This is a genomic window from Cupriavidus sp. 09_S30 (assembly GCF_056930435.1).
The window spans coordinates 671,048-697,946 of record NZ_JBXOWI010000001.1 but is presented as its reverse complement, the minus strand read 5'-3'; the positions used below and the strand labels follow the sequence as shown (position 1 = coordinate 697,946).

Below are 26,899 nucleotides of genomic sequence, written 5' to 3'. Positions count from 1 at the left end.
TGGCGGCCGGGCCGGCAACACCAGCAATGCTGCGCCGCACAAACCGCACGGAATCCAAGCGTTACTTCGAGGAGAATCAATTTGCGCATACGCAGCCAAAAGGACTTTGCCTCCGGCCTGATGTTCATCCTGGTCGGCCTGAGCTTTTCCTGGGTCGCCCGCGGCTATTCCATGGGAACAGCCGCCAAGATGGGACCCGGATACTTTCCATTCCTGCTCGGACTGGTGCTCGCCTTGCTGGGCGCGCTGGTGCTGATCGGCTCGCTGTCGAGCAGGGGCGAGGCGGACCACCTGGCCCGCTGGGACCTGAAGACCCTGCTGTGGATCCTGGGTTCGGTGGTGCTGTTCGGCCTGCTGCTCAAGCCGCTCGGCATGGTGTTGTCGGTCGTGGTGCTGGTGCTGGTGTCGTCGATGGCCAGCCACGAGTTCAGCTGGAAGGGCGCGATCCTGAACGCCATCGTGCTGGTGCTGATCAGCCTGGGCGCCTTCGTGTACGGCATCAATCTTCAGATGCCGGTGTGGCCGGCATTCCTGGCAGGTTAAGGAGACGGCCTGATGGAACTACTCGCCAACCTCGGACTGGGCTTCGCGACCGCCCTGTCCTTCCAGAACCTCGCGTACGCCTTCCTGGGCTGCGTGCTGGGCACCCTGATCGGCGTGCTGCCGGGCCTGGGGCCGCTGGCCACCATCGCCATGCTGCTGCCGGTGACCTACACGCTGCCGCCGGTGGCCGCGCTGATCATGCTGGCCGGCATCTACTACGGTGCGCAGTACGGCGGCTCGACCACCGCCATCCTGGTGAACCTGCCCGGTGAATCGTCCTCGGTGGTGACCACCATCGACGGCTACCAGATGGCAAGGCGCGGCCGCGCCGGCGTGGCGCTGGCCACCGCTGGCCTGGGCTCGTTCTTCGCCGGCTGCGTGGCCACGCTGATCCTGGCAGCCTTCGCCGCACCGCTGTCGGAGCTGGCCTTCAAGTTCGGCCCCGCCGAGTACTTCTCGCTGATGGTGCTGGGCCTGATCGGCGCCGTGGTGCTGGCCTCGGGCTCGCTGGTCAAGGCGATCGCCATGATCGTGCTGGGCCTGCTGCTGGGCCTGGTCGGCACCGACGTGAACTCGGGCGCCGCGCGCTTCTCCTTCGACGTGCCCGAACTGACCGACGGCCTGAACTTCGTCTCGGTCGCCATGGGTGTGTTCGGCTTCGCGGAAATCATCGCGAACCTGGAGCAGAAGGAAGCCCGCGAGACCTTCACCGACCACGTGACCAACCTGTTCCCGACCAAGGAAGACTTCAAGCGCATGATCCCCGCTGTGCTGCGCGGCACGGCACTGGGCTCGGCGCTGGGCATCCTGCCGGGCGGCGGTGCGGCGCTGGCCTCGTTCGCGGCCTACTCGCTGGAGAAGAAGACCTCGAAGTACGCGCATGAGTTCGGCAAGGGCGCGATCGAAGGCGTGGCGGGTCCGGAATCGGCCAACAACGCCGCGGCGCAGACCTCCTTCATCCCGCTGCTGACGCTGGGCATCCCGCCCAACGCGGTGATGGCGCTGATGGTGGGTGCGATGACCATCCACAACATCCAGCCGGGTCCGCAGGTCATGACCAGCAACCCCGCGCTGTTCTGGGGCCTGATCGCCTCGATGTGGATCGGCAACCTCATGCTGATCATCCTGAACCTGCCGATGATCGGTGTCTGGGTGAAGCTGCTGAAGGTGCCCTACCGCTACCTGTTCCCGGCCATCCTGACGTTCTGCTGCATCGGCGTCTACTCGGTCCAGAACACCACCTTCGACGTGTTCCAGACTGCGGCCTTCGGCGTGATCGGCTACCTCTTCATCAAGCTGCGTTGCGAGCCGGCACCGCTGCTGCTGGGCTTCGTGCTGGGGCCGATGATGGAAGAGAACTTCCGCCGCTCGCTGCTGCTGTCGCGCGGTGACTTCACCGTGTTCGTCACGCGCCCGCTGTCGCTCGGCCTGCTGGTCGGCGCCGCGCTGCTGGTGCTGGTGGTGGCCATGCCGTCGATCAAGGCCAAGCGCGAAGAAGCGTTCCAGGAAGAGTAAGCCACGCCTGGCTTGCTGGCTTGCCGGCCTGCTGCTGCGGGCCGGACGCCAAGACGATGAGAACGGGGGCCGCAAGGCCCCCGTTCTGCATTCAGCGGCCCTCCGCCCCGCTTCCCTCCTCTTCCCCCGGCGCGGGCACTCAGGCGCCGAACAGTTCCGCGCAGGCCACCCGCACCGCCTCGGTGACACGGCGGCGCGCATGGTCGCGCCGCTCCAGCATGCCGACCGTGCGCATCACCGGCGTGCCGCCCTGCAGCGGCAGCACGCGCAGCGCCTCGTCCTCCAGCCAGCGCGCGCGGCGCAGTTGCGGCACCACGGTGACGCCCACCTGCTGGCGCACCAGCTCGACCAGGGCCTCGATCGAATTGAGCTCCAGGAACTCGTTGACTCGCAGGTGGGCGCGGCGCAGCGCGCGCTCCACCAGCATGCCGGTGCGCTGGCCGCGGTCGAAGCGCAGGAAGGGATTGGCGGCCAGCGCCTCACGCGCAGTCTGCCCGGGACTGTCACGCGCGGCGATGGCGACCAGCGGCTCCTGGTAGAGCGGCGTCCAGCGCAAGGTGCCGGGCAGGCGGCCCGCGCTCTCCACCAGTACCGCGGCATCCAGCTCACCGGCCTCTACCTGGGCCGCCAGTTCGATCGACTTGGCGCCCACCAGCCGCACATCCAGCGCGGGATAGGCACGCTTCATGCGCGCCACCACCTGCGACAGGCCGCCCATCACCGACACCACGGCCCCCACCGCAACGGCGCCGGCCATCGCCTCCGGCGGCACCAGCGGCAGGCGCATCTCGTCATACAGCGCCAGCAGGCGGCGCACCTGCGGCAGCAATTCGCGGCCGTCGGCATTGAGCACGGCCATGCGCCCGCCGCGGTCGAACAGCTCGCGCCGCAGCTCGGCCTCCAGCGCGCGCATCTGCAGGCTGACGGCGGCCTGGGTCAGTGCCACCGGGCCAGCGGCGGCGGCAAAGGAGCCATGCTCGGCAACGGCGACGAAGGTGCGGAGAAAGCGGATGGTGCTCATGGCGAACGCTGCGGACAGAGAGGCGGTGAAGGGTCGGCCGGAGGCAGGCTGCGGCAAGCGGAAGACCCGGCAAGACATCGCAGGACATGGCCTGGCCAAGCGCCGCGACGCACAGGGCAAGGCATGTCATACAAAAGAAATCCTTGTGACAGCAAAAAGAAATATTAGCTTTTATTGTTTGGCAGCGCGCGGAATAATGGCCGGAGACCTGGCGCCGCGCCTCGAGCGGCACAAAGGCACAAAGGCACGCCTTCCTGCCATTCCAAACGGAGACCATCATGCCCCCCTGGTTGCGCCGCGCCGGCACCGGCCTTGCCACCGCCCTCACCCTCGCCGCCGCGCCGGCCTTCGCTGACAGCTACCCGAGCAAGCCGATCCGCCTGATCGTGCCCTTCCCGGCCAGCGGTGCCACCGACCTGCTGGCGCGCGCCATCGCGCAGAAGGTCAGCGTCAATATCGGCCAGCAGATCGTGATCGACAACCGTCCCGGCGCCGGCGGCGCGATCGGCTCCGACATGGCGGCCAAGGCATCGGCCGACGGCTACACGCTGCTGATCGCCACCACCAGCACGCATTCGATCGGGCCGCACATCACGCCGCGCCTGCCCTACAACACGGAGACCGACTTCACCCCGATCGGTGAGGTTGCCACCGCCACCAACCTGCTGCTGGTGCCGAACAGCCTGCCAGTGAAGAACGTCAAGGAACTGATCGACTACGCCGCGAAGCATCCGGGCGAGCTGAACTATGCTTCCAGTGGCCCCGGCACCGTGGTCCACCTGACCACCGAGGCCTTCAAGGCGCAGGCCGGCGTCTTCATCACGCACATTCCGTACCGCGGCACCGCGCTGGCCATCCCCGACCTGATGTCGGGCAAGGTGCAAGTGCTGTTCGACAGCATCGTGTCCGGACTGCCGCACGTGAAGGACGGCAAACTCAAGGGCCTGGCGGTAACGAGCCTGAAGCGCTCGCCGCTGGCGCCGGACATCCCGACCGCGAGCGAGTCCGGCCTGCCCGGCTTCGAGTCCGACACTTGGTTCGGCATTTACGGACCGAAGGGCCTGCCGGCCGATGTCGTCAGCCGCCTGAACGCCGAGTTCAACAAGGCCATCCAGGCCAGCGAGGTCAAGGACCGCCTGGCCAAGCTCGGCGCCGAACCTGTCGGCGGCACGCCCGCGCAGTTCGCCGCCATGGTGAAGAAGGACAGCGCGCGCTGGGGCAAGCTGATCAAGGACCGCAAGATAGCGGTGGATTGAATGGAACGAGCGACACCGCAGGCCGAAGCCGAAAGAATGCGCCAGCGCCATCGGCCAAGCACGCGGTCTTGGCTCCCTCTCCCCTCATGGGGAGAGGGCTGGGGAGAGGGGTGGTCTAGCAAGGCGCCACGTACAGACGAAGCCGTCGGTGTTCTCCAGCACACCGACGCAGCAACGAAGCCGTCGGTATTTTCCAGACCATCGCCGCTGGCCAGCGCCCGCCCTCACCCCCAACCCATCTCCCGCAAGCGGGAGAGGGGAGCACACCAGCGCGGCGCGAAACTCAACGCGCCAGCCGAAGCCGGCAGGATGCGCCAACACCGTCGGCCAAGCATAGTGTCCTGGCTCCCTCTCCCCTCATGGGGAGAGGGTTGGGGAGAGGGGTGGTCTAGCAAGGCGCCACGTACAGACGAAGCCGTCGGTGTTCTCCAGCACGCCGACGCAGCAACGAAGCCGTCGGTGTTATCCAGGCCATCGCCGCTGGCCTGCGCCCGCCCTCACCCCCAACCCCTCTCCCGCACGCGGGAGAGGGGAGCACACCAGCGCGGCGCGAAACTCAACGCGCCAGCCGAAGCCGGCAGGATGCGCCAACACCGTCGGCCAAGCATAGTGTCTTGGCTCCCTCTCCCCTCATGGGGAGAGGGTTGGGGAGAGGGGTGGTCTAGCAAGGCACCACAAGCAACGAAGCCGTCGGTGTTATCCAGCACGCCGACGCAGCAACGAAGCCGTCGGTGTTATCCAACCCATTGCCGCTGGCAAGCGCCGGCCCTCTCCCCCAACCCCTCTCCCGCAAGCGGGAGAGGGGAGCAAACCGGCAGCAAGCAGCACAGACACTAGACAGCAAACGAATTCGACAGCACTCGCGAGAACACCATGCAAGCATTCAACTGGACCAACCCCTACCCCACCGCGCGCACGCCGCTGTTCGCGCGCAACGTCGTCTCGACGTCCCACCCGCTTGCCGCGCAGGCCGGCCTGCGCATGCTGCTCAAGGGCGGCAATGCCGTGGACGCCGCGATCGCCGCCGCGGCCGCGATCACCATCGTCGAGCCGGTCTCCTGCGGCCTGGGCAGCGACGCCTTCGCCATCTTGTGGGACGGCAAGGAGCTGCACGGCCTGAACTCCTCGGGCGTGGCGCCCGCCGCCTGGAGCCCGGAATACTTCAAGGCCAAGTACGGCACCGAGGCCGACGGCCTGGCCAAGCGGCCGATCCGCGGCTGGGATGCGGTCACCGTGCCGGGCGTGATCGCCGGCTGGGCGGCGCTGCATGAGCGCTTCGGCAAGCTGCCCTTCGCCGACCTGATGGAGCCGGCCATCGAGATCGCCGAGCGCGGCTACGCGGTGCCGCCGATGGTGGCGCACAAGTGGGGCCTGGCCGTGCCGGAACTGAAGGACCAGCCGGGCTATGCCGAGACCTTCATGCCGCATGGCCGTGCGCCGCAAGTAGGCGAGAAGTTCGTGATGAAGGCCGCGGCCGAGACGCTGCGCAAGATCGCCGAGACGCGCGGGCGCGCCTACTACGAAGGCGAGATCGCCGAGAAGATCGCCGCCTACAGCAAGCAGTGCGGCGCTGCCATGACGCTGGACGACCTGCGCAACTACCGCCCCGACTGGGTCACGCCGATCGGCAAGGACTACCGCGGCTATACCGTGCACGAGATCCCGCCCAACGGCCAGGGCATCGCCGCGCTGATGGCGCTGGGCATCCTCGAGCAGTTCGACGTGGCCTCGCTGCCGGTGGATTCGCTGGATTCGCAGCACCTGCAGATCGAGGCGATGAAGCTCGCCTTCGCCGATCTCTACAAGTACGTGGCCGACCCGCGCAGCATGGAAGTCACGCCCGAGCAGATGCTCGACGACGGCTACCTGAAATCGCGCGCGAAGCTGATCGACATGCAGCGTGCCACGCAATTCAAGTTCGGCATGCCGAAGAGCGGCGGCACCATCTACCTGAGCGCCGCCGATGAGAACGGCATGATGATCTCCTTCATCCAGTCGAACTACATGGGCTTCGGTTCCGGCGTGGTGGTGCCGGGCACCGGCATCAGCCTGCAGAACCGCGGCGTGGGCTTCTCGATGGACCCGAAGTCGGCCAACGTCGTGGCCGGCGGCAAGCGCCCCTTCCACACCATCATTCCCGCCTTCCTGACCAAGGACGGCCGCCCGGTGATGAGCTTCGGCGTGATGGGCGGCGACATGCAGCCGCAGGGACACCTGCAGACCATCGTGCGCATGCTCGACTACCGCCAGCAGCCGCAGGCCGCCTGCTGCGCGCCGCGCTGGAAGGTGAACCGCGACTTCACGGTGGACCTGGAAGCGACCATGAACCGCGACGTGGTGACGGGCCTGAAGGCGCGCGGCCACCAGCTCAAGACGGTCGACGATCCGTATATGGACTTCGGCTCGGGCCAGTTCATCTGGCGCCTGTCGGATGACGCCGACCAAGGCTATGTAGCGGCCAGCGACAGCCGCCGCGACGGCCAGGCCGTGGGCTTCTGACGCTAGCGCGGCACGGCCCCCACGCGCGAAGCGGGGCCGCGCAGGCCGGTTGGGCGCTCGCCCATCCAACTGGCCTGCCCCCGCCGCACCAAATTGTCCCTTGCGCCGGCATGGCGCGGCCCTACACTGACGGATTCCGATTTCCCCCGGGGCCCAGCCATGCCGACCTACGCCTTCCGCCTCGTCAATGTCTTCGCCGAATCGACCTTCGGCGGCAATCCGCTGTGCGTCTTCGAGGATGCGCGCGGCATGGACGACGCCACCATGCAGGCGCTTGCCCTGCAGTTCAACCTCTCCGAGACCACCTTCATCCTGCCCTCCACGCAGGCCGACGCCTTCGTGCGCATCTTCACGCCCGGCTACGAGATGCGCTTCGCCGGCCATCCCACGCTGGGCACGGCCCACGTATTGCGCGCGCTGCGCGGCGGCGATGCGCAGCGCCTCGAATTCAAGGCCGGCGTGGTGCCGGTCACCGCGCAGGGCGATGCCTGGACGCTGACCGCGCCGCATGCCGGCCAGCCCAGGACGGCACCGGCCGGCGTGTCCGACGCCGAGATGGCGGCGCTGCTCGGCCTGCGCGCCGAGGATCTGGCGGCCTCGCCGATGTGGGTCGATACCGGCGCCGACCAGTTGCTGGTGCCGCTCAAGACCACCGAGGCCGTGCGGCGTGCCCAGCCCGACAGCGCACGGCTGGCGGCCTGGCCGCAAAGCAGCCTCGGCCGCAAGACGGCCTATGCGTTCGCCTTCGATGCCGAGCGGCCCGGCACGGTGCTGTCGCGCTACTTCTTCACCAAGCAGGGCGGCGGCGTGGCCGAGGATCCGGGCACCGGCTCTGCCTGCGCCAACCTTGGCGGCTGGCTGCTGGCCACCGGCCACGCCCTGCCGGCGGCCTACTCGATCGACCAGGGCGAAGCGGTCGGGCGTCCGTGCCGGCTGCACCTGGCGGTCAGCGGCGACGGCGCGATCGAGGTCGGCGGGCGCGTGATCGAGATCGGCCGCGGCACCATCACGCTGTAGCCTCGCGCGGACCTGCGCGCCACGCGCCCCGCCCTTGCGTTACATTGAAGAGCGTGGCGCCGCCCTGCGGCGCCGCGCCGACACCTCCCTAGTCCCCATGACATCGCACACGCTCACGACGCTGGAAGAACTCGAGGCCCATTACGCAGAGCCGGGCGCCGCCTCCCTCGCCAAGGAAGTCGACTACCTGCATCCGCACTACCGCGCCTTCGTCGAAGCCTCGCCGTTCTGCCTGCTGTCCACGGTGGCGCAAGGCCGGGCCGAATGCTCGCCGCGCGGCGACGCGCCGGGCTTCGTGCAGGTGCTGGACGAGCGCACCCTGCTGCTGCCGGACCGCCGCGGCAACAACCGCATCGACAGCCTGCGCAACCTCATCGCCGACCCGCGCGTAGGCCTGCTGTTCCTGGTGCCCGGCGTGAACGAGACCCTGCGCGTGGCCGGCACCGCCCGCATCTCGGTGGACCCCGACCTGATCGCGCGCTGCCACGTGCAGGGCAAGGCGCCGGCCACCGTGCTGGTGATCTCGATCCACTCGGTATTCTTCCAGTGCGCGCGCGCCCTGGTGCGCTCGCAACTGTGGTCGCCGCAGGCGCAGGTCCCGCGCAGCGCGCTGCCAAGCAACGGCACCATCCTCGCCGACCTCAGCCGCGGCAGCATCGACGGGCAGGCCTACGACCAGGGCCAGCCGGAGCGAATGCGCGGCACGCTGTATTGAGCACCGCCACCGCCAACCCGCCCACGCAAGGCCCACCGCCATGTACCTGCCGTCCCATTTCACCAGCGAAGACGCCGACCTCATCGACGAGGTGATGCGCCGCTACCCCTTTGCCACGTTGATCGGCAACGACGCCGCCGGCATGCCCTTCGCCACCCACCTGCCGGTGGTGGCCGAGCGCGGCGAGTCGGGCTGGCGCATCGAAGGACACATGGCGCGCGCCAATCCGCACTGGCGCTGGCTGGAAGCCGCACCGCGCGCCCTGCTGATCTTCCAGGGCCCACACGGCTACGTCTCGCCCGCGCTGTACGAGCAGAGGCTGTCCGTGCCGACGTGGAACTACATTGCCGTGCACGTCTATGGCGAGATCGCCACCGTCCACGATGCCGGCGAGAAGGATGCGCTGCTCAAGCGCCTGATCGGGCGCAACGAACCCGCCTACGCGCAGCAATGGCGCGAGCTGCCTGCCGACTTCCAGCAGAAGATGCTCGGCGCCATCGTCGGCCTGCGTCTGGTGCCGACGCGAGTCGAAGCCAAGTTCAAGCTGAGCCAGAACCGCCCGGCCGGCGACCGTGCACGCATCCTGGAAGCGCAGCGCGCGGGCAGCGAGGTCGAGCGCGACATGGCGGAGTGGATGGCGCGGCTGACGGGCGCCGCGTAGGGAACGCGGACTGCGCCGGCGGGGCAACGTATTGAGATTGATCAGTTGGTGAGGTAGGGGCTGGCTTTTGGGCTTTTGGGCTCTGGGGCTTTGGACGGGCGGCGCGGGTTGTTTAGGGCAACAGCCTGTTTCGACTCCCCGCAGGGGAGTCGAAACGGGCCGTTGACTCGCAGACCGATTCCGTCCAGATACTATGAAAGACCGGCCGTCAGCCGCGCGGCAACCACTCGGCCGCGTGCGTTCCCAGCGGTACCGATGGCAGCACCCAGCGCGCCGGCGTCTCGGACAGCTGCGCCGCGTGCCGCACTACAGTCAGCTCGCCAAACCCGGACGGCAGCGTCTCCAGCAGGTCGCCGATGTCTTCGAAGCGCTGGTCGGCCACCTTCAACCCGTCTGGGACCCGGCCCAGCCCGCGCAGCCACTGCCCCACCTGCGCCAGCGAGACGCGCACGTGCCAGCTGCCCCCCTCCCGGGCGCGCCGCAGCAGCGCCGCCATGGCGCCACATGCCAGCAGGTAGCCGGCGGCATGATCCAGCACCTGCGCCGGGAGCGGCCGTGGCGCGTCGGTGGCGGCCGCCATGCCCTCGGCATGGTTGAAGCCGGTGGCGGTCTGTACCAGCGAGTCAAAGCCGCGCTTGGCCGCCCAGGGACCGGCATTTCCATACGACGTCAGCGTCACATACACGATGCCTGGCCGCGCCCTCGCTGCGTCGTCCGGCCCCAAGCCCCGTTCGGCCAGCCCGCCGGGCCGGTATCCCTGCACCATCACGTCGGCGCGGTGCAGCAGCTTGTGCAGCGTGTGCCGGTCGTCCGGGTCGCGCAGATCGAGTTGGCACGAGCGCTTGCCGCGGCCGGTGTCGATCACCAGCGGGCCGATGGCCGGCAGGTGCGCCGCGGTCACCAGCAGCACGTCGGCGCCGTGGGCGGCCAGCGTGCGCCCGGCCACAGGGCCGGCGATGATGCGGGTGAAATCGAGCACACGCACGCCGGTGAGCGGGCGTGCGCCGTCCGCCGGCAGAGGCGGCAGCGCTTCGGGCGGCGCGTCGCCGATGCGCTCCAGTGTCAGCGGCGGCAGGCCGCGCAGCGCCTGCCCCTGGGGGTGCCCGTCCCATTCCTCGAAGCTGCGCATGGCCGCCACCACCAGGCCGGCCTCCGACGCCGCGGTCTCGAAGGCTTCGGCCTCCCACTTGGCCAGCGCGGCGGCGACGGCATCCCGGTCATGCGCGCAGGCGAGCAGGTGCAGCACGCCGTCGCGGTGATGCGGGAAGTTGGTGTGCAGCCGCACCCAGCGGCCGTCGCCGCAGCGGTACAGGCCGGCGATCTTGTCGTGGAACTCCGGTGCCGGGCTGCCGGCGACGCGCAGGTAGCGCTCACTGCGGAACTCCGTCAGCGCGTGACGCATATCCACCGCCACCTGCTGCCAGCGTCCAGTGCGCTGCTGCCACAGGCTGGCCGCGGCAAGCGCCGAGGCCGCCAGGCTGGCCTGGGCCGCCGCGCCGACGGCGAAGCTGGATGGGAGCACCGGATCGGCGCCGGTCAGGCGCAGTTGCGCCAGCGCCTCCTGCGGCAGGCCGGCCTCCTGCCACAGGCTGGCCAGGGCGACGGCGGGAACGGACGTAGTGGATTCCATGGGATGGCTCTCGATGGACTGGCGCGTGGACTAGCGCGGCGTGCGGCGGCGCGAATGCCGCTGCGGCGCAGCCGCCGTGCGCTTTCATGCTAGTCCGGCGCAGCCGCTTCTGCCGGCCTGCGGCACACCCTGCACAGAATCCGGCAAGCCCCCCTGCGGCGCGGTAAAATCCTGCCTCTAGACCCGCTGGCCTTTCCAGCGACGATCCAGCAGCGTTTCCAGCCGCTCCGGCGGCGCCACCATGAGCCACGTTCCCAAGACCACCGACAGCACGCCAGCCGCCTCCAACTTCCTGCGGAGCATCATCGACCAGGATCTCGCCTCCGGCACCTATGCCGGCCGCCAGGACAGCCAGGGCCAGCCGCTGCCGACCGTGATCACGCGCTTCCCGCCGGAGCCCAATGGCTACCTGCACATCGGCCATGCCAAGAGCATCTGCGTGAACTTCGGCCTGGCTCGCGACTACGGCGGCCGCTGCCACCTGCGTTTCGATGACACCAACCCGGTCAAGGAAGACACCGAGTACGTCGACTCCATCATCGACGCGGTGCACTGGCTGGGCTTCTCCTGGGCAAGCGGGGACGGCGCCGGCGAGACCCACCTGTACTACGCCAGCGACTACTTCGACCAGCTCTACGCCTTCGCCGAGAAGCTGATCGAGCGCGGCGTGGCCTATGTGGACAGCCAGAGCGCCGAGCAGATCGCCACCAACCGCGGCGACTTCTCGCGCCCGGGCACGCCTTCACCGTTCCGCGACCGCAGCGTCGAGGAGAACATGCAGCTGTTCCGCGACATGCGCGCCGGCAAGTACGGCGACGGCGAGCACGTGCTGCGCGCGAAGATCGACATGAGCGCGCCCAATATCGTGATGCGCGACCCGGTGATCTATCGCATCCGCCACGCGCACCACCATCGCACCGGCGACAAGTGGTGCATCTATCCGATGTACGACTTCACGCACTGCACCTCGGACGCGCTGGAGAACATCACGCACTCGCTGTGCACGCTGGAGTTCGAGAACAACCGCCCGCTCTACGACTGGGTGCTGCACCAGCTGCGCGACTGCGGCGCGTTCAAGGATCCGCTGCCGCACCAGTACGAGTTCGCCCGCCTCAACCTGACTTACGCCATCACCAGCAAGCGCAAGCTGCTGCAACTGGTGAACGAGGGCCGGGTGGACGGCTGGGACGACCCGCGCATGCCGACCATCGTCGGCGTGCGCCGGCGCGGCTTCACGCCCGAGTCGATCCAGCTGTTCTGCGACCGCGTCGGCGTGGCCAAGTCCGATAGCTGGATCGACATGAGCACGCTGGAAGGCGCCGTGCGCGACGACCTCGACTCGCGCGCGCCGCGTTCGGTGGCCGTGCTCGATCCGCTCAAGCTGATCCTGGACAACTACCCGGAAGGCCAGAGCGAGGAGTGCTCGGCGCCGGTGCACCCGAAGAAAGCCGAACTGGGCCGCCGCGTGTTCCCGCTCTCGCGCGAGCTGTGGATCGAGCGCGAGGACTTCAGCGAGAACCCGCCCAAGGGCTATTTCCGCCTGTTCCCGGGCAACAAGGTGCGGCTGCGCTACGGCTATGTGATCGAATGCACCGGCGTGGACAAGGATGCCGACGGCAATGTCGTGGCCGTGCACGCCAACTACCTGCCTGAGACCAAGAGCGGCACGCCGGGTGCGGACAGCGTCAAGGTCAAGGGCAACATCCACTGGGTCAGCGCGGCGCACGCCTGCGAGGCCGAGGTGCGCCTGTACGACCGCCTGTTCAACGACCCGAACCCGGATGCGGGCGGCAAGAACTTCCTCGAGGCGCTGAACCCGGATTCCAAGAAGGTCATCACGGCCTACCTGGAACCCGGCCTGCGCGAGGCGGCTCCCGAAGACCGCTTCCAGTTCGAGCGCCACGGCTACTTCGTCGCCGACCGCGTGGACTCGCAGCCGGGCAAGCCCGTGTTCAACCGCATCGTCGGGCTCAAGGACAGCTGGGCCAAATGAGCGCACGAGATAAAGGACACAAGGGACAACACGACATGGCAGGCACGCAGACGGTCACCTTCCCGCTCGAAGGCGAGTTCATCGCGCTCAACGACTTGCTCAAGGTGGCTGGCGTGTGCGACAGCGGCGGCGCCGGCAAGGCACTGGTCGCGGCCGGCGAAGTGACGGTGGACGGCGCGCTGGAAACGCGCAAGACGGCCAAGATCCGCGCCGGCCAGGTGGTCGGCGTGGGCCCGGTGAGGATCCGCGTGGTGGCCGCCTGAGGCAGGAGAGACATCGATGCCGATCGCATTCTGGTGCGTGCTGGTGGCGGGCATCCTGCCCGTGCTGACGGTGGCCCTCGCCAAGGCCGGCGGCAAGGGCTACGACAACCACGACCCGCGCAGCTGGCTGGAGCGGCAGAGTGGCCGGGCGCGGCGCGCCGACCTCGCCCATCGCAACCACTTCGAGGCCTTTCCCTTCTTCGCCGCGGCCGTGCTCAGCGCCAGCCACCTGCAGGCCAATCCCGCGCGCATCGACGAGCTCGCGCTGACCTTCGTCGTCGCGCGCGTGCTGTACACGCTGTGCTACCTCGGCGACCGCGCCACACTGCGCACCCTGTGCTGGACGGTCGGCTTCCTCTCGGTGATCGGCATCTTCCTGCTGCCGGTCTTCGTGCACTGAGCGTCCACGGCGCCAGCGCTAGTCCGCTGAATCACTGAAATGGGAGGTGAAGGACATGCCATGCGGGAATCAGCGCTAGGCGCAAAGCGCAGCAATAGCACGGCTATTGCGAGCATTTGCAACGACGCGATGAGCCCGCATGGCGTGGCAGGCACCGACCAATTTCAGTGATTCAGTGGACTAACCATAGGCCAAGCACCATGACCCTGCCCATGAAACCGGTTCCGCGCAGGGCGCGCCTGGCGCTGGCCGGCCTGGCCGTGCTGGCCGGCTGGCTCGGCGGCCTGCACGGCGCTTTCGCCCAGGCCCGCCCCTATACGGTGGACCCCACGCATACCGCGGTCTACTTCGCCGCCAGCCACTTCGACCGCAGCAGCGTGCGCGGGCGCTTCGGCAAGATTGACGGCCGCATCCTCTACGATCCGGCCAGCGGCGTGGGTTCGCTCGATTTCACCGTCGACACCGCCTCGGTCGATACCGGCCTGCCGCCGCTGGACGGCGTGCTGCGCTCGGCGCAGTTCCTCGATGCCCAGGCCCACCCCTACGCACGGCTGCGCGCGCAGCGCTTTCTCTCGGAGAACGGCCGCCTCGTCGCGGTCGAGGGTGAGCTGAGCCTGCACGGCGTTACCCGCCCGGTGCGGCTGGAAGCCACACGCTTCAGCTGTGGCGAGGAAGTGATTCTCGGCGTGCGCCGCCACGCCTGCGGCGGGGACTTCCACGTCACCTTGTCGCGCAGTGAGTTCGGCATGACGCGCTTTCTCCCTGAGGTCAGCGACGCGGTGACGCTGTCCATTGCGGTGGAGGCCACACCCGCCGCGGGCCCCGGACCTGCGGCGTCCGGCGCACCCGCGCAGTCAGCGAAATAGGCACAGCAATAGGCGCAGCGAGGGGCGCAGCCACGGCCTGCCGCGGGATTCGCGTATGATGCGGCCTTTCGCATTGTCGCAAGCCCCAAAGCCGCAACTCTCCCATGGCGCTCAAGTCCACCATCTTCAAGGCCGAGCTATCCATCTCCGACATGGATCGCCCCTACTACGGCAGCCACGCGCTGACCATCGCCCGGCATCCGTCCGAGACCGATGCGCGCATGATGGTTCGCGTGCTCGCCTTCGCCTGCGAGGCCAGCGAAACCCTGGCCTTCACGCGCGGCCTGGACGAGCCTGATGAGCCCGACCTGTGGGAAAAGAACCTGACCGGCGAGATCGCCCACTGGATCGACCTGGGCCAGCCCGACGAGGCGCGCCTGAAGCGCGCGTCGGCGCGTGCCGGCCGCGTCACCGTCTTCACCTACAACGGCGCGAGCGCGCGCGAATGGTGGAAGGGCATGGCCGGCAAGGCCGGCAAGCTGCGCAATGTGACCATCTACAATGTGCGGGACGATGCGGTGGAAGCGCTGGCCGGCCTGGCCGAGCGCGCCATGCGGCTGACGGTGACGATCCAGGACGGCGAGATCTGGGTCAGCAGCGACGACCGCAATGTCCAGTTGACGCTCGACGCGCTGCAGCGCGCCGCGCATTGAGCCACGGCGGGGCACAGCGTCCCGCCGCCGACCACGCCAACCAAGGAAGATTGAAATGCAAACCACTCCCTCCGGCCTGCAGTTTGAAGACACCGTGATCGGCTCGGGCGCCGAAGCCGTCGCCGGCAAGCACGTGACAGTGCACTACACCGGCTGGCTGTACGAGAACGGCCAGGCAGGCCGCAAGTTCGATTCGAGCAAGGACCGCAACGACCCCTTCGTGTTCCCGCTGGGCGCCGGCCACGTGATCCGTGGCTGGGACGAAGGCGTACAGGGCATGAAGGTGGGCGGCACGCGCCGCCTGGTGATCCCGGCCGACCTGGGCTATGGCGCGCGCGGCGCCGGCGGCGTGATTCCGCCCAACGCGACGCTGCTGTTCGAAGTGGAACTGCTGTCGGTCTGAGTCCGCGCAGGACTTGAGCTCCACCCGGGGGCGCCCCGGGGCATCGCGGCAGCGGTGTCCCGCGGCGCCCCCAAGTCTTTCCGGGGCCGCGGGCCGGCCCCGCTGCGCGGCAACGCTCAGAAGCTGATTGCCGCGTTGCTGACGTCGACCCGCACCTTGTCGCGGTCGAGCAGCCGCGCCGCGTGGCGCGCATAGTCTGCCGCCCAGGCGGCATCGTCGGCAAAGCGCGACTCGCCCGAGAACTTGGCCACGCTCAGTATCTTGTCGATCACCAGCACCTTGCCCACCGGGCTGGAGGCCTGGCAGTCGAGCTCCGCATACTCGCGGTCGAACCAGCGCCAGCCTGCCTCCTCACTGATCGAAGCCAGCTCGGCCTCCCCGATCGTGAATGCGAATTCCCTGCCATTGCCGAAAACCACCGTAAGCGTGCGCGCCATCGCATGTTCTCCTGATTGAGACCCCCCATTGTACGGATACCCGGGGCATGCCCGCCAGCCGGCTCGCCCCCCGGCTGCGCTGGATCAAGGCTTGGCCGCTGCGCATGCTGGCGCGGCGCGTGCTTGCGCGATCTCACCGTCGGCCGGCTGGGCAAAGGCCAGCCAGCAGAGGTGCCGCGCGTTGGCGCCTGCCCCGGACAGCGCACTCGACAGAGCGATCTGGAATGGCATCGAAGCCTCCTGACACGAGATACCGTTGTCTGTCGCCGACAGCGCGGCCATCCTTAGAGCGATTTCCCCCGTGGGATGTGGTTTGGCTGCCGCATCCCGGCTGCCTTTGCATTATGCTTGGAGCATGGCCATCACCCGACAAGATCTCGAAGCAGATCGGCTGCGTGCAACGCTTTGCAGCACGCCGGTGGCTGCCTCGCTGCTGCCCGAGGATGCGCTCGAACGGTCGCTGCACGACACGCTCGATCAACGCCCCGACGCCCTCTCACTGGATGGCGACGTCTGGCTGTTCGGCTATGGCTCCCTGATCTGGAACCCGATGGTGGTCCATATCGACCGCCGGATCGCTACCGTCCACGGCTACCACCGGGGCTTCTATCTCTACTCCCGCATCAACCGCGGCACCTGGGACAACCCCGGCCTGGTGCTGGGCCTGGACCGCGGCGGCTGCTGCCACGGCATGGCCTTCCGCATCCCGCGCCATGTCATCGAGCAGGAATTCCGCCTGCTGTGGCGCCGCGAAATGCTGACCGGCGCCTATCACCCGCGCTGGCTGCAAGTCCGGATGGACGGCGAATTCGCCGGCGAACCCCAGCGCGCGCTGGCCTTCGTCATGAACCGCGGCCACGAGGCCTATGCCGGCCGCCTGCCCGACGCCAGAGTTGTGGCCTGCCTGCGCCACGCCTGTGGCCTGTACGGACCCGCACGGGAATACCTGCAGCAGACTATGCTGGGACTCGCCACCAACGGTGTCGAGGATCCGTATCTCGACCGTCTGTGGCGCCAGTTGCAGCACGAGGACGCCGGTTCAGGCGTGTCCGCTCCCGCGGCAGGCTGAGTAGCGGGGAACCCCATGCGACGCGTCGCCGCACGTTCACGCAGCCTGATGGTCGCCGAGGTCCTGGGCCTGGCGGGCCTGCTGATGGGCAGCGCGCTCCTCACCACGCCGGGCGGCTCGTCGCAGGCGGCTCGGATGGCCGCCAGTTCGGCGTCCGCCGGCATGCCCCTCCACGCGCCTGCGCTCCACCCGCCGCCGCACCATTCCGTACACAACGGCATCTCCGCGCTGGACCGCAACCTGATCACCGCTGCCGCCGGGGGCGACCTGGAACTCGTGGCCAAGCTGCTGAACGCCGGCGCATCGGCACAGGCGGTGGACGAGCGCGGGCGCAGCGCGCTGCTGGGGGCCATCTACGGCCAGCACTACGAAGTGGCCAGGGTGCTGATCCTGGCCGGCGCCGACGTCAACCGCAAGGACGGCGAGGCCAACAGCCCCTTCCTGCAATCGGCGGCAAGCGGACAGGCCGACCTGGTCCGCTTGGAGATCGCGCACGGCGCCGACCTGCGCAGCACCGACCGCTACGACGGCACCGCGCTGATCGCCGCCGCGGAACACGGGCACGTCGCGGTGGTCAAGCTGCTGCTGCAGGCGGGCGTGCCGGTCGACCACGTCAACCAGCTCGGCTGGACGGCGCTGCTGGAGGCCATCATCCTGGGCGACGGCAGTCAGCGCTACGAGGATATCGTGCAGCTGCTGCTGGATGCCGGCGCGGACGCCAACCTGGCCGACCGCGAAGGCACCACGCCGACGCGCCATGCGCGCGAGCGCGGCTACAAGACGATGGTGAAGATGCTGATGCGCGCGCGCGGGCATTGAAGCCGCGCGCGGCGAAGTGGGCGGAGCGGGCGGCAGGGCGGCCACCGCCGCCCGCCATCCCCGCCACGGTCTGTGCGCTCAGGGGTTGGCCTTGCCCTGGGCGGCCTGCGCGGCCACGCGCGCGTTCTCGGTTTCCTGCAGCTGGCGCCACATCACCTTGCCCGTGCCCGACTTGGGCAGCGCGTCGACGAATTCGACCACTCTCGGATACTTGTAGGCCGCCATATTCTCCTTGGCCCATTCGATGATGTCGGCCTCGGTGGTCTTGCCCTTGGCATGGGCGCGCAGCACCACCACCGCCTTCACGCTTTCGCCGCGGTAGGGGTCGCGCGTGCCGATGATGCAGGCCTCCTGGATGTCCGGGTGCTTGTAGAGCAGGTTCTCCACCTCGGCCGGCCAGACCTTGAAGCCCGAGGCATTGATCATGCGCTTGAGGCGGTCGGTGAGGAAGTAGTAGCCCTCTTCATCCATGCGGCCCAGGTCGCCGGTGCGGAAATAGGTGCGCCCCTCGAACTCGATGAAGGCCTCCTTGGTGGCCTCCGGCTTGCCCCAGTAGCCCTTGAAGACCTGCGGGCCGCTGACGATGATCTCACCGATCTCGTTGGGCGGCAGTTCGGTCAGCGTGACCGGGTCGATCACGCGCGCTTCGGTGTTGAAGGTTGGCACACCCAGGCATTGCAGCTTGGGCCGGTCGGAGGGGTTGCTGTGCGTCGGCGCCATCGTTTCCGACAGGCCGTAGCCCTCCAGGTAGCTCAGGCCGAACTGCTGCTTCAGGCGCTCGGCCACGGCCTGCGGCATGGCCGCGCCGCCGCCGCCGATGTAGCGCAGGCTGGACAGGTCGAACTGCTCCAGGTTCGGGCTGGCCAGGAAGTCGATCACCATGGTGGGGATGTTGGTCCAGTGCGTGACCTGGTAGCGCGAGATCAGCCGGCCCGCCACCTCACGGTCCCAGCGCGGCAGCATCACCACGGTGGCGCCGCTGTAGATCGGACCGTTCATGCCGTACTGCATGCCGGTCACGTGGAACAGCGGCAGCACCGACAGGATCACCGACTCGGCGCCGCTGCCCGACCAGGTCGAGCCGCCGATGACGTTGTGCATCACCGAGCGGTGGGTGTGGATGCAGCCCTTGGGGAAGCCCGTGGTGCCGGAGGTGTAAGGCATCACGGCCATGTCGTCGGGCCCGGCGGTGTGCTCGCGCGGCGCCGGCGCCGAATCCAGCGCCACCTGCCAGGCGGTGGCGCCCGCGGGCAGCGGATGTGCCGCGGTCAACCAGGCCGGCGGCGCATCCTCCGGATGCTCATGATGCGGCGGCAGTGCGTCGGCGTACTGCGTGACCAGCAGGTGCTGCAGGCGTTCGTCGGCGGGCAGCTCGGCATCGGCCGCGGCGGCGCCGGCGGCCAGGTCGGCGGAGCAGATGGCCACGCGCGCCTGGGCATCGGTCACGTAGTGCTTGAACTCCTCGGCCCGGTTCATCGGGTTGACCGGCACCACCACCGCATCCGCGCGCAAGATGGCGTAGTAGCTGATGATGAACTGCGGGCAGTTCTGCATGTAGAGCAACACCCGGTCGCCCTTCTTGACGCCGGCCTTGTGCTGCAGCCAGCCCGCCAGCGCCTCAGCCTGCTCGCGCAGCGCGCGGAAGCTGATGGCGTTGCCGAAGTAGCGGATGGCCGCCTTTTCGGCATAGCGGTGGGCCGAGACCTCGAGGTTGTACCAGAGCGAGGTCTCCGGCAGCACGATCTCGGTGGGCACGCGCTTGGGCCAGAACTGCAGGTGCGGGCGCGCGGGCTGTTTGTTCTGCATGATGTCTCCTAGGTGGTCGTCTGGCGACCGGGTATTGTCGAATCCAGTCAATCAATATAACCGAACGACCGTTCTATTTTCAATCGGTTGCGGCCCTGATGCGGCCCCGATGCGGCCCTGCCCCTGGCCCTACCCGGCAGCGGGTTGCAAACGAAGCCGGCGCCCTCAGAATAGAGGGAGGCGTACCATGGCGAATGGCGCACCCGTCACGAGAATCGAGAACAGATATGAGCAATACGACCCTGCAGACCTTCGAAGCCGACGTCATCGAGATGTCGCGCCAGGTGCCGGTACTGGTGGATTTCTGGGCGCCCTGGTGCGGTCCCTGCCGCACGCTCGGCCCCATGCTGGAGAAGCTGGAGCATGAGTCGGCCGGCAAATGGAAGCTCGCCAAGATCAATGTGGACGAGAACCAGCAGCTGGCCGGCCACTTCGGCGTGCGCAGCATCCCGCACGTGATCGCGTTCGTCGACGGCCAGCCGGTCGACCAGTTCGTCGGCGTGCTGCCCGAGAGCGGACTGCGCGAATTCCTCGCCCGCGTCACGCCCGCTCCCAGCGAGCTCGCCTTGCGCCAGGCGCGCGATCTGGCGGCCGCCGGCGAGCGCGAGGCGGCGCAGGCGGCCTTCCAGGCCGCGCTGGCGCTGGATCCGGGCGCGGACTCTGCGCGCATCGAGTACATCGGCTTCCTGCTGGACGGCAATGCCGTGGCCGACGCCGAGTCGGAGTTTGACCTGCTGAGCGCGCGCGCGCCGCAGGAGGATGGCTACGCGGCCTTGCAGACGCGACTGCAGACCGTGCGCGAAGCCTCGGCGCTGCCCGATGCGGCGGTGCTGGCGCAGCGCGTCGCGGCCGATCCGGGCGACCTCGCCGCCCGCCTCGACCTGGCCCGCCAGCACATCGCACATCATGACTACGAGGCAGCGCTGGAGCAGTTGCTGGCCATCGTGCGCGCCGACCGCAACTACGAAGACCAGGTGGCGCGCAAGACCATGCTGTCTGTGTTCGACCTGATGGCCGACCGGCCGGATGCGGTGTCGCGCTGGCGCCGGCTGCTCAGCACGGCGCTGAACTGAAGCGGCAGGGCAGCAGGCAGGCCCGGCGGCACGGTAAACTGTCCGCCCGCGGCCTGCCCGCCAACCGTGACCGCCAACGTGACCGCCCCCTCGCCCGTCCTCATCGACTTCCGCGCCGACCCCGCACCCAGCCACGACCGCCCGCGGCCCGACCGCCTGGTCCGCGGCAATCCGGGACGCACCACGTGGACCCACTACGCCGCCGCCACGGGCGACTTCGACTGCGGCATCTGGGCCTGCGAACCCGGTGCCTGGCGCATCGCCTTCGCGCCCGGCAAGGAAGAGTTCTTCCATGTGATCAGCGGCCGCATCCGCATCACCGATGAGGCCGGCGCCGCGCGCGAGTTCGGCCCCGGCGACGCCTGCGTCATCCCCGCCGGCTTCCAGGGCGTGTTCGAAGTGCTCGAACCCGTGCGCAAGCACTTCGTCGTGATCGACCGCGCCGCCGCGCGGCCGGCCTGAGCCCGCCAGGCGCCGCTGCCTGCCAGGTCTTGAGGACTTCGGGCCTTCAGGCCATCAGACCATCAGGCCGGCGCCTCGATCAGCGTGAAGCCGTTCTCGCGCATATGGCTGACCATCATCGCGTCCATGGTCGTCACATGATGGGCGAACCAGCCCGATAGCTCGGCCACCAGGCGGCGGCCGAGTTCCAGTTGGCCTTCGTCCACCACCTTGGCGCGCACCGCCTCGACCACGGCCAGCACCTGCTTGTGCTCGCCCGCATGGCAATGGCGCGGCCCGAAATCCATCGCCTCCATCCAGCCGTCTTCCTGCGCGAAATGATGGCGGGTATGTTCGATCCATTCATCGAAGGCCGCCAGGAAGCCGTCGTCGGCGGCGCGCGCTGCGGCCGCCAGCAGCAGCGTGAATTCGGCGTGGGTGGCATCGGTCACCGGCTCGCCGAGATGCAGTTCGGACGGGAGGGCGGCGGAGGAGAGCGAAGCGGAATCGGTCATGGAGCGGACGGCTGGATAGACGGCCGGGCTGCGCCCGGGCAAGCCTCAAGCATACCCAATCGGCGGCACGCCACCCTGATCTGGCGCAAGGCCAGGGGGGATCGCGCGGCGGGCCCGTGTGCCGGGTTATGCTTACGGGGCATTCCGAATTCGACCACGGCCCCGATGCCTCGACTGATCTTCTTCTGCGGCCATGCCGGCACCGGCAAGACCACGCTGGCGCACCGCCTGATCGGCCCGCTGATGCGCGCCACCGGCGAACCCTTCTGCCTGCTCGACAAGGACACGCTGTACGGCGGCTACAGCGCCGCAGCCATGGCCGCGTTGACTGGCGACCCCAACGACCGCGACAGCCCCACCTACCTGACCCACCTGCGCAACCCGGAATATGAAGGATTGATGGACACGGCGCGCGAAAACCTGGCGCTGGGCATCAGCGTCATCGTGGTGGGACCGCTCTCGCGCGAAGTGCGCGCGCATCAGTTGCACGACCCCGCCTGGCTGCGCGCGCCGGCCGACACCGCGGTGCGCATCGTCTGGGTGCATCTGCCGGAAGGCGAGGCCCACGCGCGCATCGTCCGGCGCGGCAACCCCAACGATGCCTACAAGCTGGCCCACTGGGAAAACTACCGCACGCGGCGTTTCATGCCGGCGGCGACCGACTATCCGGAACTGATCTACTTCGACAACGGCGCGCCCGGCCAGGCCGAATTCGACGCGCTGCTGTCCGCCCTCGCAGATTAGTCTGCGGCCCCCAGCGCGGCGACCGGCACCGAGCCGGCGGCCAGCGCGCCGATCGCCGCCGAGGCCGCCACGAAGCCGAACACCGCCGTGACGGCGACCGACGAGCCGAATCCCGCGCAGGCCAGCCCCTGCGGCCCGTGCTGGCGCGGCGGCGCTTCATCGATATCGCAGGCCTGCACCTGCGGTGCCGGATAGCGCAGCGGCTCATCCGAATAGACGGCGGGAATGCCGAACTTCTTCTTCGGATCGCGCGGTAATCCCCACTCCTTACGCAGGCCGGCACGCACCTTGGAGAGCAGCGGGTCCTGGATGGTGCGCGCCAGATCGTCGATGCGCACGCGCGTGGGGTCGATCTGGCCGCCGGCGCCGCCGCAGGTGATGATCGGCAGGCCCTGGCGCCGCGCCCAGCCCAGCATGGCGATCTTGACCCGGACAGCATCGATGGCGTCGATCACGTAGTCATGGCCGGCGCCGAGCACCTCGGCCACGTTGTCCGTGGTGACGAAGTCGTCCACCTGCCGGACCTGGCAGCGCGGATTGATCTGTGTGATGCGCTCGGCCATCGCCTCGACCTTGGCGCGGCCGTAGGCCTCGCCAAGCGCGTGGATCTGGCGATTGGTGTTCGACAAGGCGATATGGTCCAGGTCCACCAGCGTGATGCGGCCGACGGCGTTGCGCGCCAGCGCCTCGGCCGCCCAGCTGCCCACCCCGCCGATGCCCACCACGCACACGCTGGCATGCTGCAGCCGCGCAAGGCCGGACTCGCCGTAGAGGCGGGCGACGCCGCCAAAACGGCGCGACCAGTCGTCGTCGGCGAACCCATCCTGGAGGATTGGCGAAGTCGGTGGGAACGGATCAGCTTGGGACATGGCCGGAACATTGAAGTGACGGGAAATGCGTGCCGTGCCACATGGTTCGCACACAAAGCGAGAGGCGGGGACGGCGCGCAACTATACAATAGTCACCATCGTGGCCTGTCCGCCACATCATGGCGTGGATGTGCCACCCGGATGTGCCACCCGTTTGCGCTGTCCAGGAGTCCGTCCCCATGCCCCTGCGCCGCAAGGTCGTCGTCTTGAGCCTGCTGACACCGCTGGTGTTGCTCGGACTGATCGTCATCCTGCTGCTCACCTTCGACTGGAACCGCCTCAAGCCCTGGCTCAACCACCGGGTCTCCGACGCGATCGGCCGGCCGTTCGCCATCAACGGGGACCTGAGCCTGACCTGGCGCAGCGCCGTGGGCGAGACGGGCTGGCGCACCTGGGTGCCATGGCCGCGGCTGTCCGCGCGCGATATCACCGTCGGCAATCCGGACTGGACGCGCGAGACCAATATCGCCAGCGTGGGCGAGCTGGTCTTCATCCTGCGCCCCCTGCCGCTGCTGGCGCACCGCATCGAGATCCCGCGCCTGGTGCTGGACACCCCCTCCATCTGGCTCGAACGGCTGGCCGACCAGCGCAACAACTGGACCTTCACCCTGGGCGGCGGCGCCGGGCCGCGCTGGGGGCTCGGCATCGACGAGGTGGTGCTGACCCGCGGCAACCTGGCGCTGTCGGACCAGGCCCAGAAGATCGAACTGCAGGCCACCATCGACACCATCGGCGACGACGGCCTCTATGCGCGCCCGCGCGACTCTGCGGCGGCCTCCGGGCCCGCTTCCCCTGCCGCAACCGCGCCGTCGTCCGCCGCGGTCCCTGCCGTGGCCGGCAGCGCGCCGGCCGCCGAGGAAGGACGGGACTCGCCCTACGGGATCCGCTGGAAGGCCAGCGGGCGTTTCAACCAGAACAGCATCAGCGCCAGCGGCAAGGCCGGCAGCGTGCTCAGCCTGCGCGATTCCGACACACCCTTTCCGCTCCAGGCCGAGGTGCGCATCGGCACCACGCGCGTGGCCCTGGAGGGCACGCTGACCAATCCGGCCCACCTGGCAGCGCTCGACCTGCGCCTGCAACTCGCCGGCGACAACCTGGCCAGGCTGTATGCACTGACCGGCATCACCCTGCCCTCCACGCCACCGTATGACACGCGTGGCAGGCTGCGCGCGACGCTGCGCAGGCAGGCCTCCGTGTTCCACTATGAGGACTTCAGTGGCCGCATGGGCGGCAGCGACCTGTCCGGCTCACTCACCTACGCGCAGCGCCAGCCGCGCCCGCTGCTGTCCGGCACGGTCAGCTCGTCCGAACTGCGGCTGGCCGACCTGGCGCCGCTGATCGGCGCCGAGGCCAAACCCGGCAAGGCCGCCAGCGACAGCCCGGTCAAGCAGCCCGCCGACAAGGCACTGCCGGTGGCACCCTTCCATGTCGAGCGCTGGGACAGCATCGACGCCGACGTGACCTTCGCCGGCAAGCGCATCGTGCGCGAGGCCGCGCTGCCGGTCACCGACCTGCGCGGGCACCTGTCGCTGAAGGACGGCGCGCTGACGCTCGACCCGCTCAACTTCGGCGTCGCCGGCGGCAACCTCGTCTCCACCCTGCGCCTGGACGGCAAGCGCGCGCCGCTGGCCGCCCAACTCTCCGTGACGGCGCGCCACCTGAAACTCAAGCAGCTCTTCCCCACCTTCGAGCCGATGAAGACCAGCCTGGGCGAACTCAACGGCAGCGCACGGCTGGCCGCGCGGGGCAATTCGGTGGCGGCGCTGCTGGGCAGCGCCAACGGGGAAGCCGGGCTGCTCGTCGAAGACGGCACCGTCAGCAAGTTCCTGCTGGAAGCCATGGGACTGAATGTGGGCAGCGTGGTGCTGACCAAACTGTTCGGCGACAAGCCGGTGCGCATCCTTTGCGGTGTCAGCGATTTCAGCTTCGACAAGGGCATCGCCACCGCCCGCACCTTCGTCCTCGACACGGAGGATGCCGTTGTCCGCACCACAGGCGTGATCGACCTGGGCGAGGAGAAACTGGCACTGACCGTGCGCCCCGAAGCCAAGGGCGTGCGCATCCTCTCCCTGAACGCACCGCTCTATGTGGGCGGCACGTTCAAGCGTCCCTCGGTCAGCCCCGACGCCGGCGTGCTGGCACTGCGCGCCGGCAGCGTGCTGGCATTGGCCCTGCTGGCGCCGGTGGCCACCGCCATCCTGCCGCTGACCGAGCTGGCGCCCGGGCAGGAGAGCCAGTGCGGCAAGCTGCTGGCCGCCATGCGCGACAAGCCCGGGGTGCCGGTGGTGCCCAAGGCTGCCGGCAGCGCCGCCACCAGCATGCCCCGCACCGACCGGCCCGTGCCTACGCCATCCCCAGCGCCGCGCCGGCAGGATGACTTCACCCAGGGAGGCTGACCGCCGGGCCTCGGTGAAGGCATCCTGCCGGCCCAGCCCTGGCGAAGCAAATTCGCAACACTTTGCTGTGCGGTGGGCAGAAAGGCGTTGTGCGAGGCGCGGCCGAGCCGCATAATTAAGCAGCCATTTACAACGACGACTTGAACGATGGCAATGCAGCAAGTGCCTGCGCCGGACCTGTCCCGGAGCAGGCGGCCTTGACATGGTGCGGCTTCGGCCGCACTCATTTTTCTCGTGCCACTTGCAGCCTTCACATCTGCTCCCGCCTTCGCGCCACACGCGCCCGCCGACGGCCCGGCCTTCCCGCCAGGCGCACGCGGCACCTGCCCAGACACCCGACCTGCCGCAAACAAGCCCCGATGCGCTTGCGCCGGCGCAAAATCGCCCGCGGTGCTTTCGCTATACTCGAAATAGCGGATGGGGCCGGATCGATGCGCCCGGCCCGACGTCGCGCCGACTTCCAACTGAATCCGACATGACTCAACTTGCTGAACTGCGCCGCACCTACGTGCTGGGTGCGCTATCCGAAACCGATGTGGCCGTCGACGCCGTCCAGCAGTTCCGGCACTGGTTCGACGAGGCCGTCAACGCCAAGCTGCCGGAGCCGAACGCCATGACGCTGGCCACGGTCGATGCCGAGGGCCAGCCCTCGGCGCGCATCGTGCTGCTCAAGGGCCTGGACGACAAGGGTTTCACCTTCTTCACCAACTACGAGAGCCGCAAGGGGCTGGACCTCGCCGCCAACCCGCGCGCCGCGCTGCTGTTTCACTGGGTGCAGCTCGAGCGCCAGGTTCGCGTCGAAGGCGAGGTGGAGAAGGTCTCCGAGGCTGAGAGCGATGCCTACTATGTCACGCGCCCGCTCGGCTCGCGCCTGGGCGCCTGGGCCTCCGAACAAAGCCGTGAAGTGACCGGCCGCGAAGTGATCGAGCAGCGCGAAGCGGACTTCCGCGCGAAGTTCGGCGAGAACCCGCCGCGTCCCGCGCACTGGGGCGGTTACCGGCTGATTCCGAACTGGATCGAATTCTGGCAGGGACGCCCCTCGCGCCTGCATGACCGCATCGGCTACCGCCGGCAGGACGACGGCACCTGGCACATCGTGCGCCTGTCGCCCTGAGGGCTGGCCCGGATTGCCGCAGCGGCGGTCCCAGCACAATCGCGTGAATTGTCGTAGAGTAAAGTGCAAGCCATATTGCTTCATTGACCTGTTGGCAACACCCCACGATGGCGTGCGGGTAACGTGCCTGCGCGTTGCAGTGGTTTCGAGGAGTGCGCCGTAACCGTTTGGAGGATGGCCG

The 26,899-nt window shown here is 68.7% G+C and carries 27 protein-coding genes; 20 read left to right on the top strand and 7 right to left on the bottom strand.

The genetic code is table 11. From position 1 onward, the window contains the following. The first annotated feature begins 81 nt into the window (after positions 1 to 81). Positions 82 to 543, top strand: coding sequence for a tripartite tricarboxylate transporter TctB family protein (locus tag AC1Z3O_RS03330; RefSeq protein ID WP_483513508.1), 462 nt, complete (start codon positions 82 to 84; stop codon positions 541 to 543). A 12-nt stretch (positions 544 to 555) separates the two neighbouring features. Continuing rightward, positions 556 to 2,058, top strand: a complete 1,503-nt coding sequence (locus AC1Z3O_RS03325) for a tripartite tricarboxylate transporter permease (protein WP_483513506.1) — start codon at positions 556 to 558, stop codon at positions 2,056 to 2,058. A 139-nt stretch (positions 2,059 to 2,197) separates the two neighbouring features. On the opposite strand, the gene AC1Z3O_RS03320 is transcribed toward AC1Z3O_RS03325, so the two are convergent. After that, the gene (locus AC1Z3O_RS03320; RefSeq protein ID WP_483513504.1) at positions 2,198 to 3,079 is read right to left on the bottom strand and encodes a LysR substrate-binding domain-containing protein; all 882 of its coding nucleotides are present in this window, start codon (positions 3,077 to 3,079) and stop codon (positions 2,198 to 2,200) included. Positions 3,080 to 3,357: 278 nt separating this feature from the next. Between AC1Z3O_RS03320 and AC1Z3O_RS03315 the strand changes: the two genes are divergently transcribed. The 5 genes from AC1Z3O_RS03315 to AC1Z3O_RS03295 all read left to right on the top strand — a co-directional run bounded on the left by AC1Z3O_RS03315 (position 3,358) and on the right by AC1Z3O_RS03295 (position 9,227). Beyond that, positions 3,358 to 4,335, top strand: a complete 978-nt coding sequence (locus AC1Z3O_RS03315) for a Bug family tripartite tricarboxylate transporter substrate binding protein (RefSeq protein ID WP_483513502.1) — start codon at positions 3,358 to 3,360, stop codon at positions 4,333 to 4,335. Between the two features lie 873 nt (positions 4,336 to 5,208). After that, on the top strand, positions 5,209 to 6,834 hold the full coding sequence (gene ggt, locus AC1Z3O_RS03310; RefSeq protein ID WP_483513500.1) for a gamma-glutamyltransferase: 1,626 nt from the start codon (positions 5,209 to 5,211) through the stop codon (positions 6,832 to 6,834). 159 nt (positions 6,835 to 6,993) lie between these two features. Next, positions 6,994 to 7,851 (top strand): PhzF family phenazine biosynthesis protein, encoded by an 858-nt coding sequence (locus tag AC1Z3O_RS03305; RefSeq protein ID WP_483513498.1) that lies wholly within the window; start codon positions 6,994 to 6,996, stop codon positions 7,849 to 7,851. A 97-nt stretch (positions 7,852 to 7,948) separates the two neighbouring features. After that, positions 7,949 to 8,566 carry a pyridoxamine 5'-phosphate oxidase family protein gene (locus AC1Z3O_RS03300; RefSeq protein WP_483517505.1) on the top strand — a complete coding sequence of 206 codons (618 nt, stop codon included), beginning with the start codon at positions 7,949 to 7,951 and terminating at the stop codon, positions 8,564 to 8,566. A 40-nt stretch (positions 8,567 to 8,606) separates the two neighbouring features. After that, positions 8,607 to 9,227 (top strand): FMN-binding negative transcriptional regulator, encoded by a 621-nt coding sequence (locus tag AC1Z3O_RS03295; protein WP_483513496.1) that lies wholly within the window; start codon positions 8,607 to 8,609, stop codon positions 9,225 to 9,227. A 208-nt stretch (positions 9,228 to 9,435) separates the two neighbouring features. Here AC1Z3O_RS03295 and AC1Z3O_RS03290 read toward each other — a convergent pair whose 3' ends face one another. Then, complete coding sequence (locus tag AC1Z3O_RS03290; protein ID WP_483513494.1) at positions 9,436 to 10,857, bottom strand: CoA transferase; 1,422 nt, start codon at positions 10,855 to 10,857, stop codon at positions 9,436 to 9,438. A gap of 241 nt (positions 10,858 to 11,098) precedes the next feature. On the opposite strand from AC1Z3O_RS03290, the gene AC1Z3O_RS03285 reads away from it, so the two are divergent. The 6 genes from AC1Z3O_RS03285 (at position 11,099) to AC1Z3O_RS03260 (ending at position 15,435) form a co-directional block, all read left to right on the top strand. After that, a complete protein-coding gene (locus tag AC1Z3O_RS03285; protein ID WP_483513492.1) occupies positions 11,099 to 12,850 on the top strand; it encodes a glutamine--tRNA ligase/YqeY domain fusion protein in 1,752 nt (583 codons plus the stop codon). After that, a complete protein-coding gene (locus AC1Z3O_RS03280) occupies positions 12,847 to 13,113 on the top strand; it encodes an RNA-binding S4 domain-containing protein (RefSeq protein WP_483513490.1) in 267 nt (88 codons plus the stop codon). The genes AC1Z3O_RS03285 and AC1Z3O_RS03280 overlap by 4 nt, the downstream gene beginning before the upstream one ends. A 16-nt stretch (positions 13,114 to 13,129) precedes the next feature. Further along, positions 13,130 to 13,513, top strand: coding sequence for an MAPEG family protein (locus tag AC1Z3O_RS03275; RefSeq protein ID WP_483513488.1), 384 nt, complete (start codon positions 13,130 to 13,132; stop codon positions 13,511 to 13,513). A 200-nt stretch (positions 13,514 to 13,713) separates the two neighbouring features. After that, positions 13,714 to 14,379: a YceI family protein gene (locus AC1Z3O_RS03270; RefSeq protein ID WP_483513486.1), complete on the top strand. Its 666-nt coding sequence runs from the start codon at positions 13,714 to 13,716 to the stop codon at positions 14,377 to 14,379. Positions 14,380 to 14,483: 104 nt separating this feature from the next. Further along, complete coding sequence (locus AC1Z3O_RS03265) at positions 14,484 to 15,032, top strand: YaeQ family protein (RefSeq protein ID WP_483513484.1); 549 nt, start codon at positions 14,484 to 14,486, stop codon at positions 15,030 to 15,032. 55 nt (positions 15,033 to 15,087) lie between these two features. Then, positions 15,088 to 15,435: an FKBP-type peptidyl-prolyl cis-trans isomerase gene (locus AC1Z3O_RS03260; protein WP_483513482.1), complete on the top strand. Its 348-nt coding sequence runs from the start codon at positions 15,088 to 15,090 to the stop codon at positions 15,433 to 15,435. A gap of 116 nt (positions 15,436 to 15,551) precedes the next feature. Here the strand turns inward: AC1Z3O_RS03260 and AC1Z3O_RS03255 are convergent, their stop codons facing one another. Beyond that, on the bottom strand, positions 15,552 to 15,872 hold the full coding sequence (locus AC1Z3O_RS03255) for a hypothetical protein (protein WP_483513480.1): 321 nt from the start codon (positions 15,870 to 15,872) through the stop codon (positions 15,552 to 15,554). Positions 15,873 to 15,956: 84 nt separating this feature from the next. Continuing rightward, on the bottom strand, positions 15,957 to 16,103 hold the full coding sequence (locus tag AC1Z3O_RS03250; RefSeq protein ID WP_483513478.1) for a hypothetical protein: 147 nt from the start codon (positions 16,101 to 16,103) through the stop codon (positions 15,957 to 15,959). A 124-nt stretch (positions 16,104 to 16,227) separates the two neighbouring features. Here AC1Z3O_RS03250 and AC1Z3O_RS03245 point away from each other — a divergent pair, with 124 nt between their 5' ends. Both AC1Z3O_RS03245 and AC1Z3O_RS03240 read left to right on the top strand, forming a co-directional pair. Continuing rightward, the gene (locus AC1Z3O_RS03245; protein WP_483513477.1) at positions 16,228 to 16,941 is read left to right on the top strand and encodes a gamma-glutamylcyclotransferase; all 714 of its coding nucleotides are present in this window, start codon (positions 16,228 to 16,230) and stop codon (positions 16,939 to 16,941) included. A 15-nt stretch (positions 16,942 to 16,956) separates the two neighbouring features. Continuing rightward, a complete protein-coding gene (locus AC1Z3O_RS03240; RefSeq protein WP_483513475.1) occupies positions 16,957 to 17,760 on the top strand; it encodes an ankyrin repeat domain-containing protein in 804 nt (267 codons plus the stop codon). 78 nt (positions 17,761 to 17,838) lie between these two features. On the opposite strand, the gene AC1Z3O_RS03235 is transcribed toward AC1Z3O_RS03240, so the two are convergent. Next, entirely contained in the window at positions 17,839 to 19,566 is a 1,728-nt protein-coding gene (locus tag AC1Z3O_RS03235; RefSeq protein ID WP_483513473.1) for a long-chain fatty acid--CoA ligase, read from the bottom strand. A 227-nt stretch (positions 19,567 to 19,793) separates the two neighbouring features. Here AC1Z3O_RS03235 and trxA point away from each other — a divergent pair, with 227 nt between their 5' ends. Continuing rightward, entirely contained in the window at positions 19,794 to 20,639 is an 846-nt protein-coding gene (gene trxA, locus AC1Z3O_RS03230; RefSeq protein WP_483513471.1) for a thioredoxin, read from the top strand. Between the two features lie 78 nt (positions 20,640 to 20,717). Next, positions 20,718 to 21,101 (top strand): cupin domain-containing protein, encoded by a 384-nt coding sequence (locus AC1Z3O_RS03225; RefSeq protein ID WP_483513470.1) that lies wholly within the window; start codon positions 20,718 to 20,720, stop codon positions 21,099 to 21,101. 62 nt (positions 21,102 to 21,163) lie between these two features. Here AC1Z3O_RS03225 and AC1Z3O_RS03220 read toward each other — a convergent pair whose 3' ends face one another. Beyond that, complete coding sequence (locus AC1Z3O_RS03220) at positions 21,164 to 21,595, bottom strand: bacteriohemerythrin (RefSeq protein ID WP_483513468.1); 432 nt, start codon at positions 21,593 to 21,595, stop codon at positions 21,164 to 21,166. Between the two features lie 165 nt (positions 21,596 to 21,760). Between AC1Z3O_RS03220 and AC1Z3O_RS03215 the strand changes: the two genes are divergently transcribed. Continuing rightward, positions 21,761 to 22,339 carry a P-loop nucleotide/nucleoside kinase family protein gene (locus AC1Z3O_RS03215; RefSeq protein WP_483513467.1) on the top strand — a complete coding sequence of 193 codons (579 nt, stop codon included), beginning with the start codon at positions 21,761 to 21,763 and terminating at the stop codon, positions 22,337 to 22,339. Here AC1Z3O_RS03215 and tcdA read toward each other — a convergent pair. Further along, complete coding sequence (gene tcdA / locus AC1Z3O_RS03210; protein ID WP_483513465.1) at positions 22,336 to 23,208, bottom strand: tRNA cyclic N6-threonylcarbamoyladenosine(37) synthase TcdA; 873 nt, start codon at positions 23,206 to 23,208, stop codon at positions 22,336 to 22,338. The genes AC1Z3O_RS03215 and tcdA overlap by 4 nt on opposite strands. A gap of 179 nt (positions 23,209 to 23,387) precedes the next feature. Here tcdA and AC1Z3O_RS03205 point away from each other — a divergent pair, with 179 nt between their 5' ends. Then, positions 23,388 to 25,604 carry an AsmA family protein gene (locus AC1Z3O_RS03205; protein ID WP_483513463.1) on the top strand — a complete coding sequence of 739 codons (2,217 nt, stop codon included), beginning with the start codon at positions 23,388 to 23,390 and terminating at the stop codon, positions 25,602 to 25,604. Between the two features lie 475 nt (positions 25,605 to 26,079). After that, on the top strand, positions 26,080 to 26,718 hold the full coding sequence (gene pdxH / locus AC1Z3O_RS03200) for a pyridoxamine 5'-phosphate oxidase (protein ID WP_483513462.1): 639 nt from the start codon (positions 26,080 to 26,082) through the stop codon (positions 26,716 to 26,718). The last annotated feature ends 181 nt before the right edge of the window (positions 26,719 to 26,899 follow it).

Excerpts from the sequence above, each read along its gene's own strand:
- AC1Z3O_RS03300 (WP_483517505.1), top strand. The coding sequence starts at position 7,949 with ATGACATCGCACACGCTCACGACGCTGGAAGAACTCGAGGCCCATTAC.
- pdxH (WP_483513462.1), top strand. The coding sequence starts at position 26,080 with ATGACTCAACTTGCTGAACTGCGCCGCACCTACGTGCTGGGTGCGCTA.
- ggt (WP_483513500.1), top strand. The coding sequence starts at position 5,209 with ATGCAAGCATTCAACTGGACCAACCCCTACCCCACCGCGCGCACGCCG.
- AC1Z3O_RS03205 (WP_483513463.1), top strand. The coding sequence starts at position 23,388 with ATGCCCCTGCGCCGCAAGGTCGTCGTCTTGAGCCTGCTGACACCGCTG.
- AC1Z3O_RS03275 (WP_483513488.1), top strand. The coding sequence starts at position 13,130 with ATGCCGATCGCATTCTGGTGCGTGCTGGTGGCGGGCATCCTGCCCGTG.
- AC1Z3O_RS03220 (WP_483513468.1), bottom strand. The coding sequence starts at position 21,595 with ATGACCGATTCCGCTTCGCTCTCCTCCGCCGCCCTCCCGTCCGAACTG.
- AC1Z3O_RS03320 (WP_483513504.1), bottom strand. The coding sequence starts at position 3,079 with ATGAGCACCATCCGCTTTCTCCGCACCTTCGTCGCCGTTGCCGAGCAT.
- trxA (WP_483513471.1), top strand. The coding sequence starts at position 19,794 with ATGAGCAATACGACCCTGCAGACCTTCGAAGCCGACGTCATCGAGATG.
- AC1Z3O_RS03215 (WP_483513467.1), top strand. The coding sequence starts at position 21,761 with ATGCCTCGACTGATCTTCTTCTGCGGCCATGCCGGCACCGGCAAGACC.
- AC1Z3O_RS03305 (WP_483513498.1), top strand. The coding sequence starts at position 6,994 with ATGCCGACCTACGCCTTCCGCCTCGTCAATGTCTTCGCCGAATCGACC.
- AC1Z3O_RS03255 (WP_483513480.1), bottom strand. The coding sequence starts at position 15,872 with ATGGCGCGCACGCTTACGGTGGTTTTCGGCAATGGCAGGGAATTCGCA.
- AC1Z3O_RS03250 (WP_483513478.1), bottom strand. The coding sequence starts at position 16,103 with ATGCCATTCCAGATCGCTCTGTCGAGTGCGCTGTCCGGGGCAGGCGCC.
- AC1Z3O_RS03325 (WP_483513506.1), top strand. The coding sequence starts at position 556 with ATGGAACTACTCGCCAACCTCGGACTGGGCTTCGCGACCGCCCTGTCC.
- AC1Z3O_RS03245 (WP_483513477.1), top strand. The coding sequence starts at position 16,228 with ATGGCCATCACCCGACAAGATCTCGAAGCAGATCGGCTGCGTGCAACG.
- AC1Z3O_RS03285 (WP_483513492.1), top strand. The coding sequence starts at position 11,099 with ATGAGCCACGTTCCCAAGACCACCGACAGCACGCCAGCCGCCTCCAAC.
- AC1Z3O_RS03260 (WP_483513482.1), top strand. The coding sequence starts at position 15,088 with ATGCAAACCACTCCCTCCGGCCTGCAGTTTGAAGACACCGTGATCGGC.
- AC1Z3O_RS03270 (WP_483513486.1), top strand. The coding sequence starts at position 13,714 with ATGACCCTGCCCATGAAACCGGTTCCGCGCAGGGCGCGCCTGGCGCTG.
- AC1Z3O_RS03235 (WP_483513473.1), bottom strand. The coding sequence starts at position 19,566 with ATGCAGAACAAACAGCCCGCGCGCCCGCACCTGCAGTTCTGGCCCAAG.
- AC1Z3O_RS03240 (WP_483513475.1), top strand. The coding sequence starts at position 16,957 with ATGCGACGCGTCGCCGCACGTTCACGCAGCCTGATGGTCGCCGAGGTC.
- AC1Z3O_RS03265 (WP_483513484.1), top strand. The coding sequence starts at position 14,484 with ATGGCGCTCAAGTCCACCATCTTCAAGGCCGAGCTATCCATCTCCGAC.
- AC1Z3O_RS03290 (WP_483513494.1), bottom strand. The coding sequence starts at position 10,857 with ATGGAATCCACTACGTCCGTTCCCGCCGTCGCCCTGGCCAGCCTGTGG.
- AC1Z3O_RS03280 (WP_483513490.1), top strand. The coding sequence starts at position 12,847 with ATGAGCGCACGAGATAAAGGACACAAGGGACAACACGACATGGCAGGC.
- AC1Z3O_RS03295 (WP_483513496.1), top strand. The coding sequence starts at position 8,607 with ATGTACCTGCCGTCCCATTTCACCAGCGAAGACGCCGACCTCATCGAC.
- tcdA (WP_483513465.1), bottom strand. The coding sequence starts at position 23,208 with ATGTCCCAAGCTGATCCGTTCCCACCGACTTCGCCAATCCTCCAGGAT.
- AC1Z3O_RS03315 (WP_483513502.1), top strand. The coding sequence starts at position 3,358 with ATGCCCCCCTGGTTGCGCCGCGCCGGCACCGGCCTTGCCACCGCCCTC.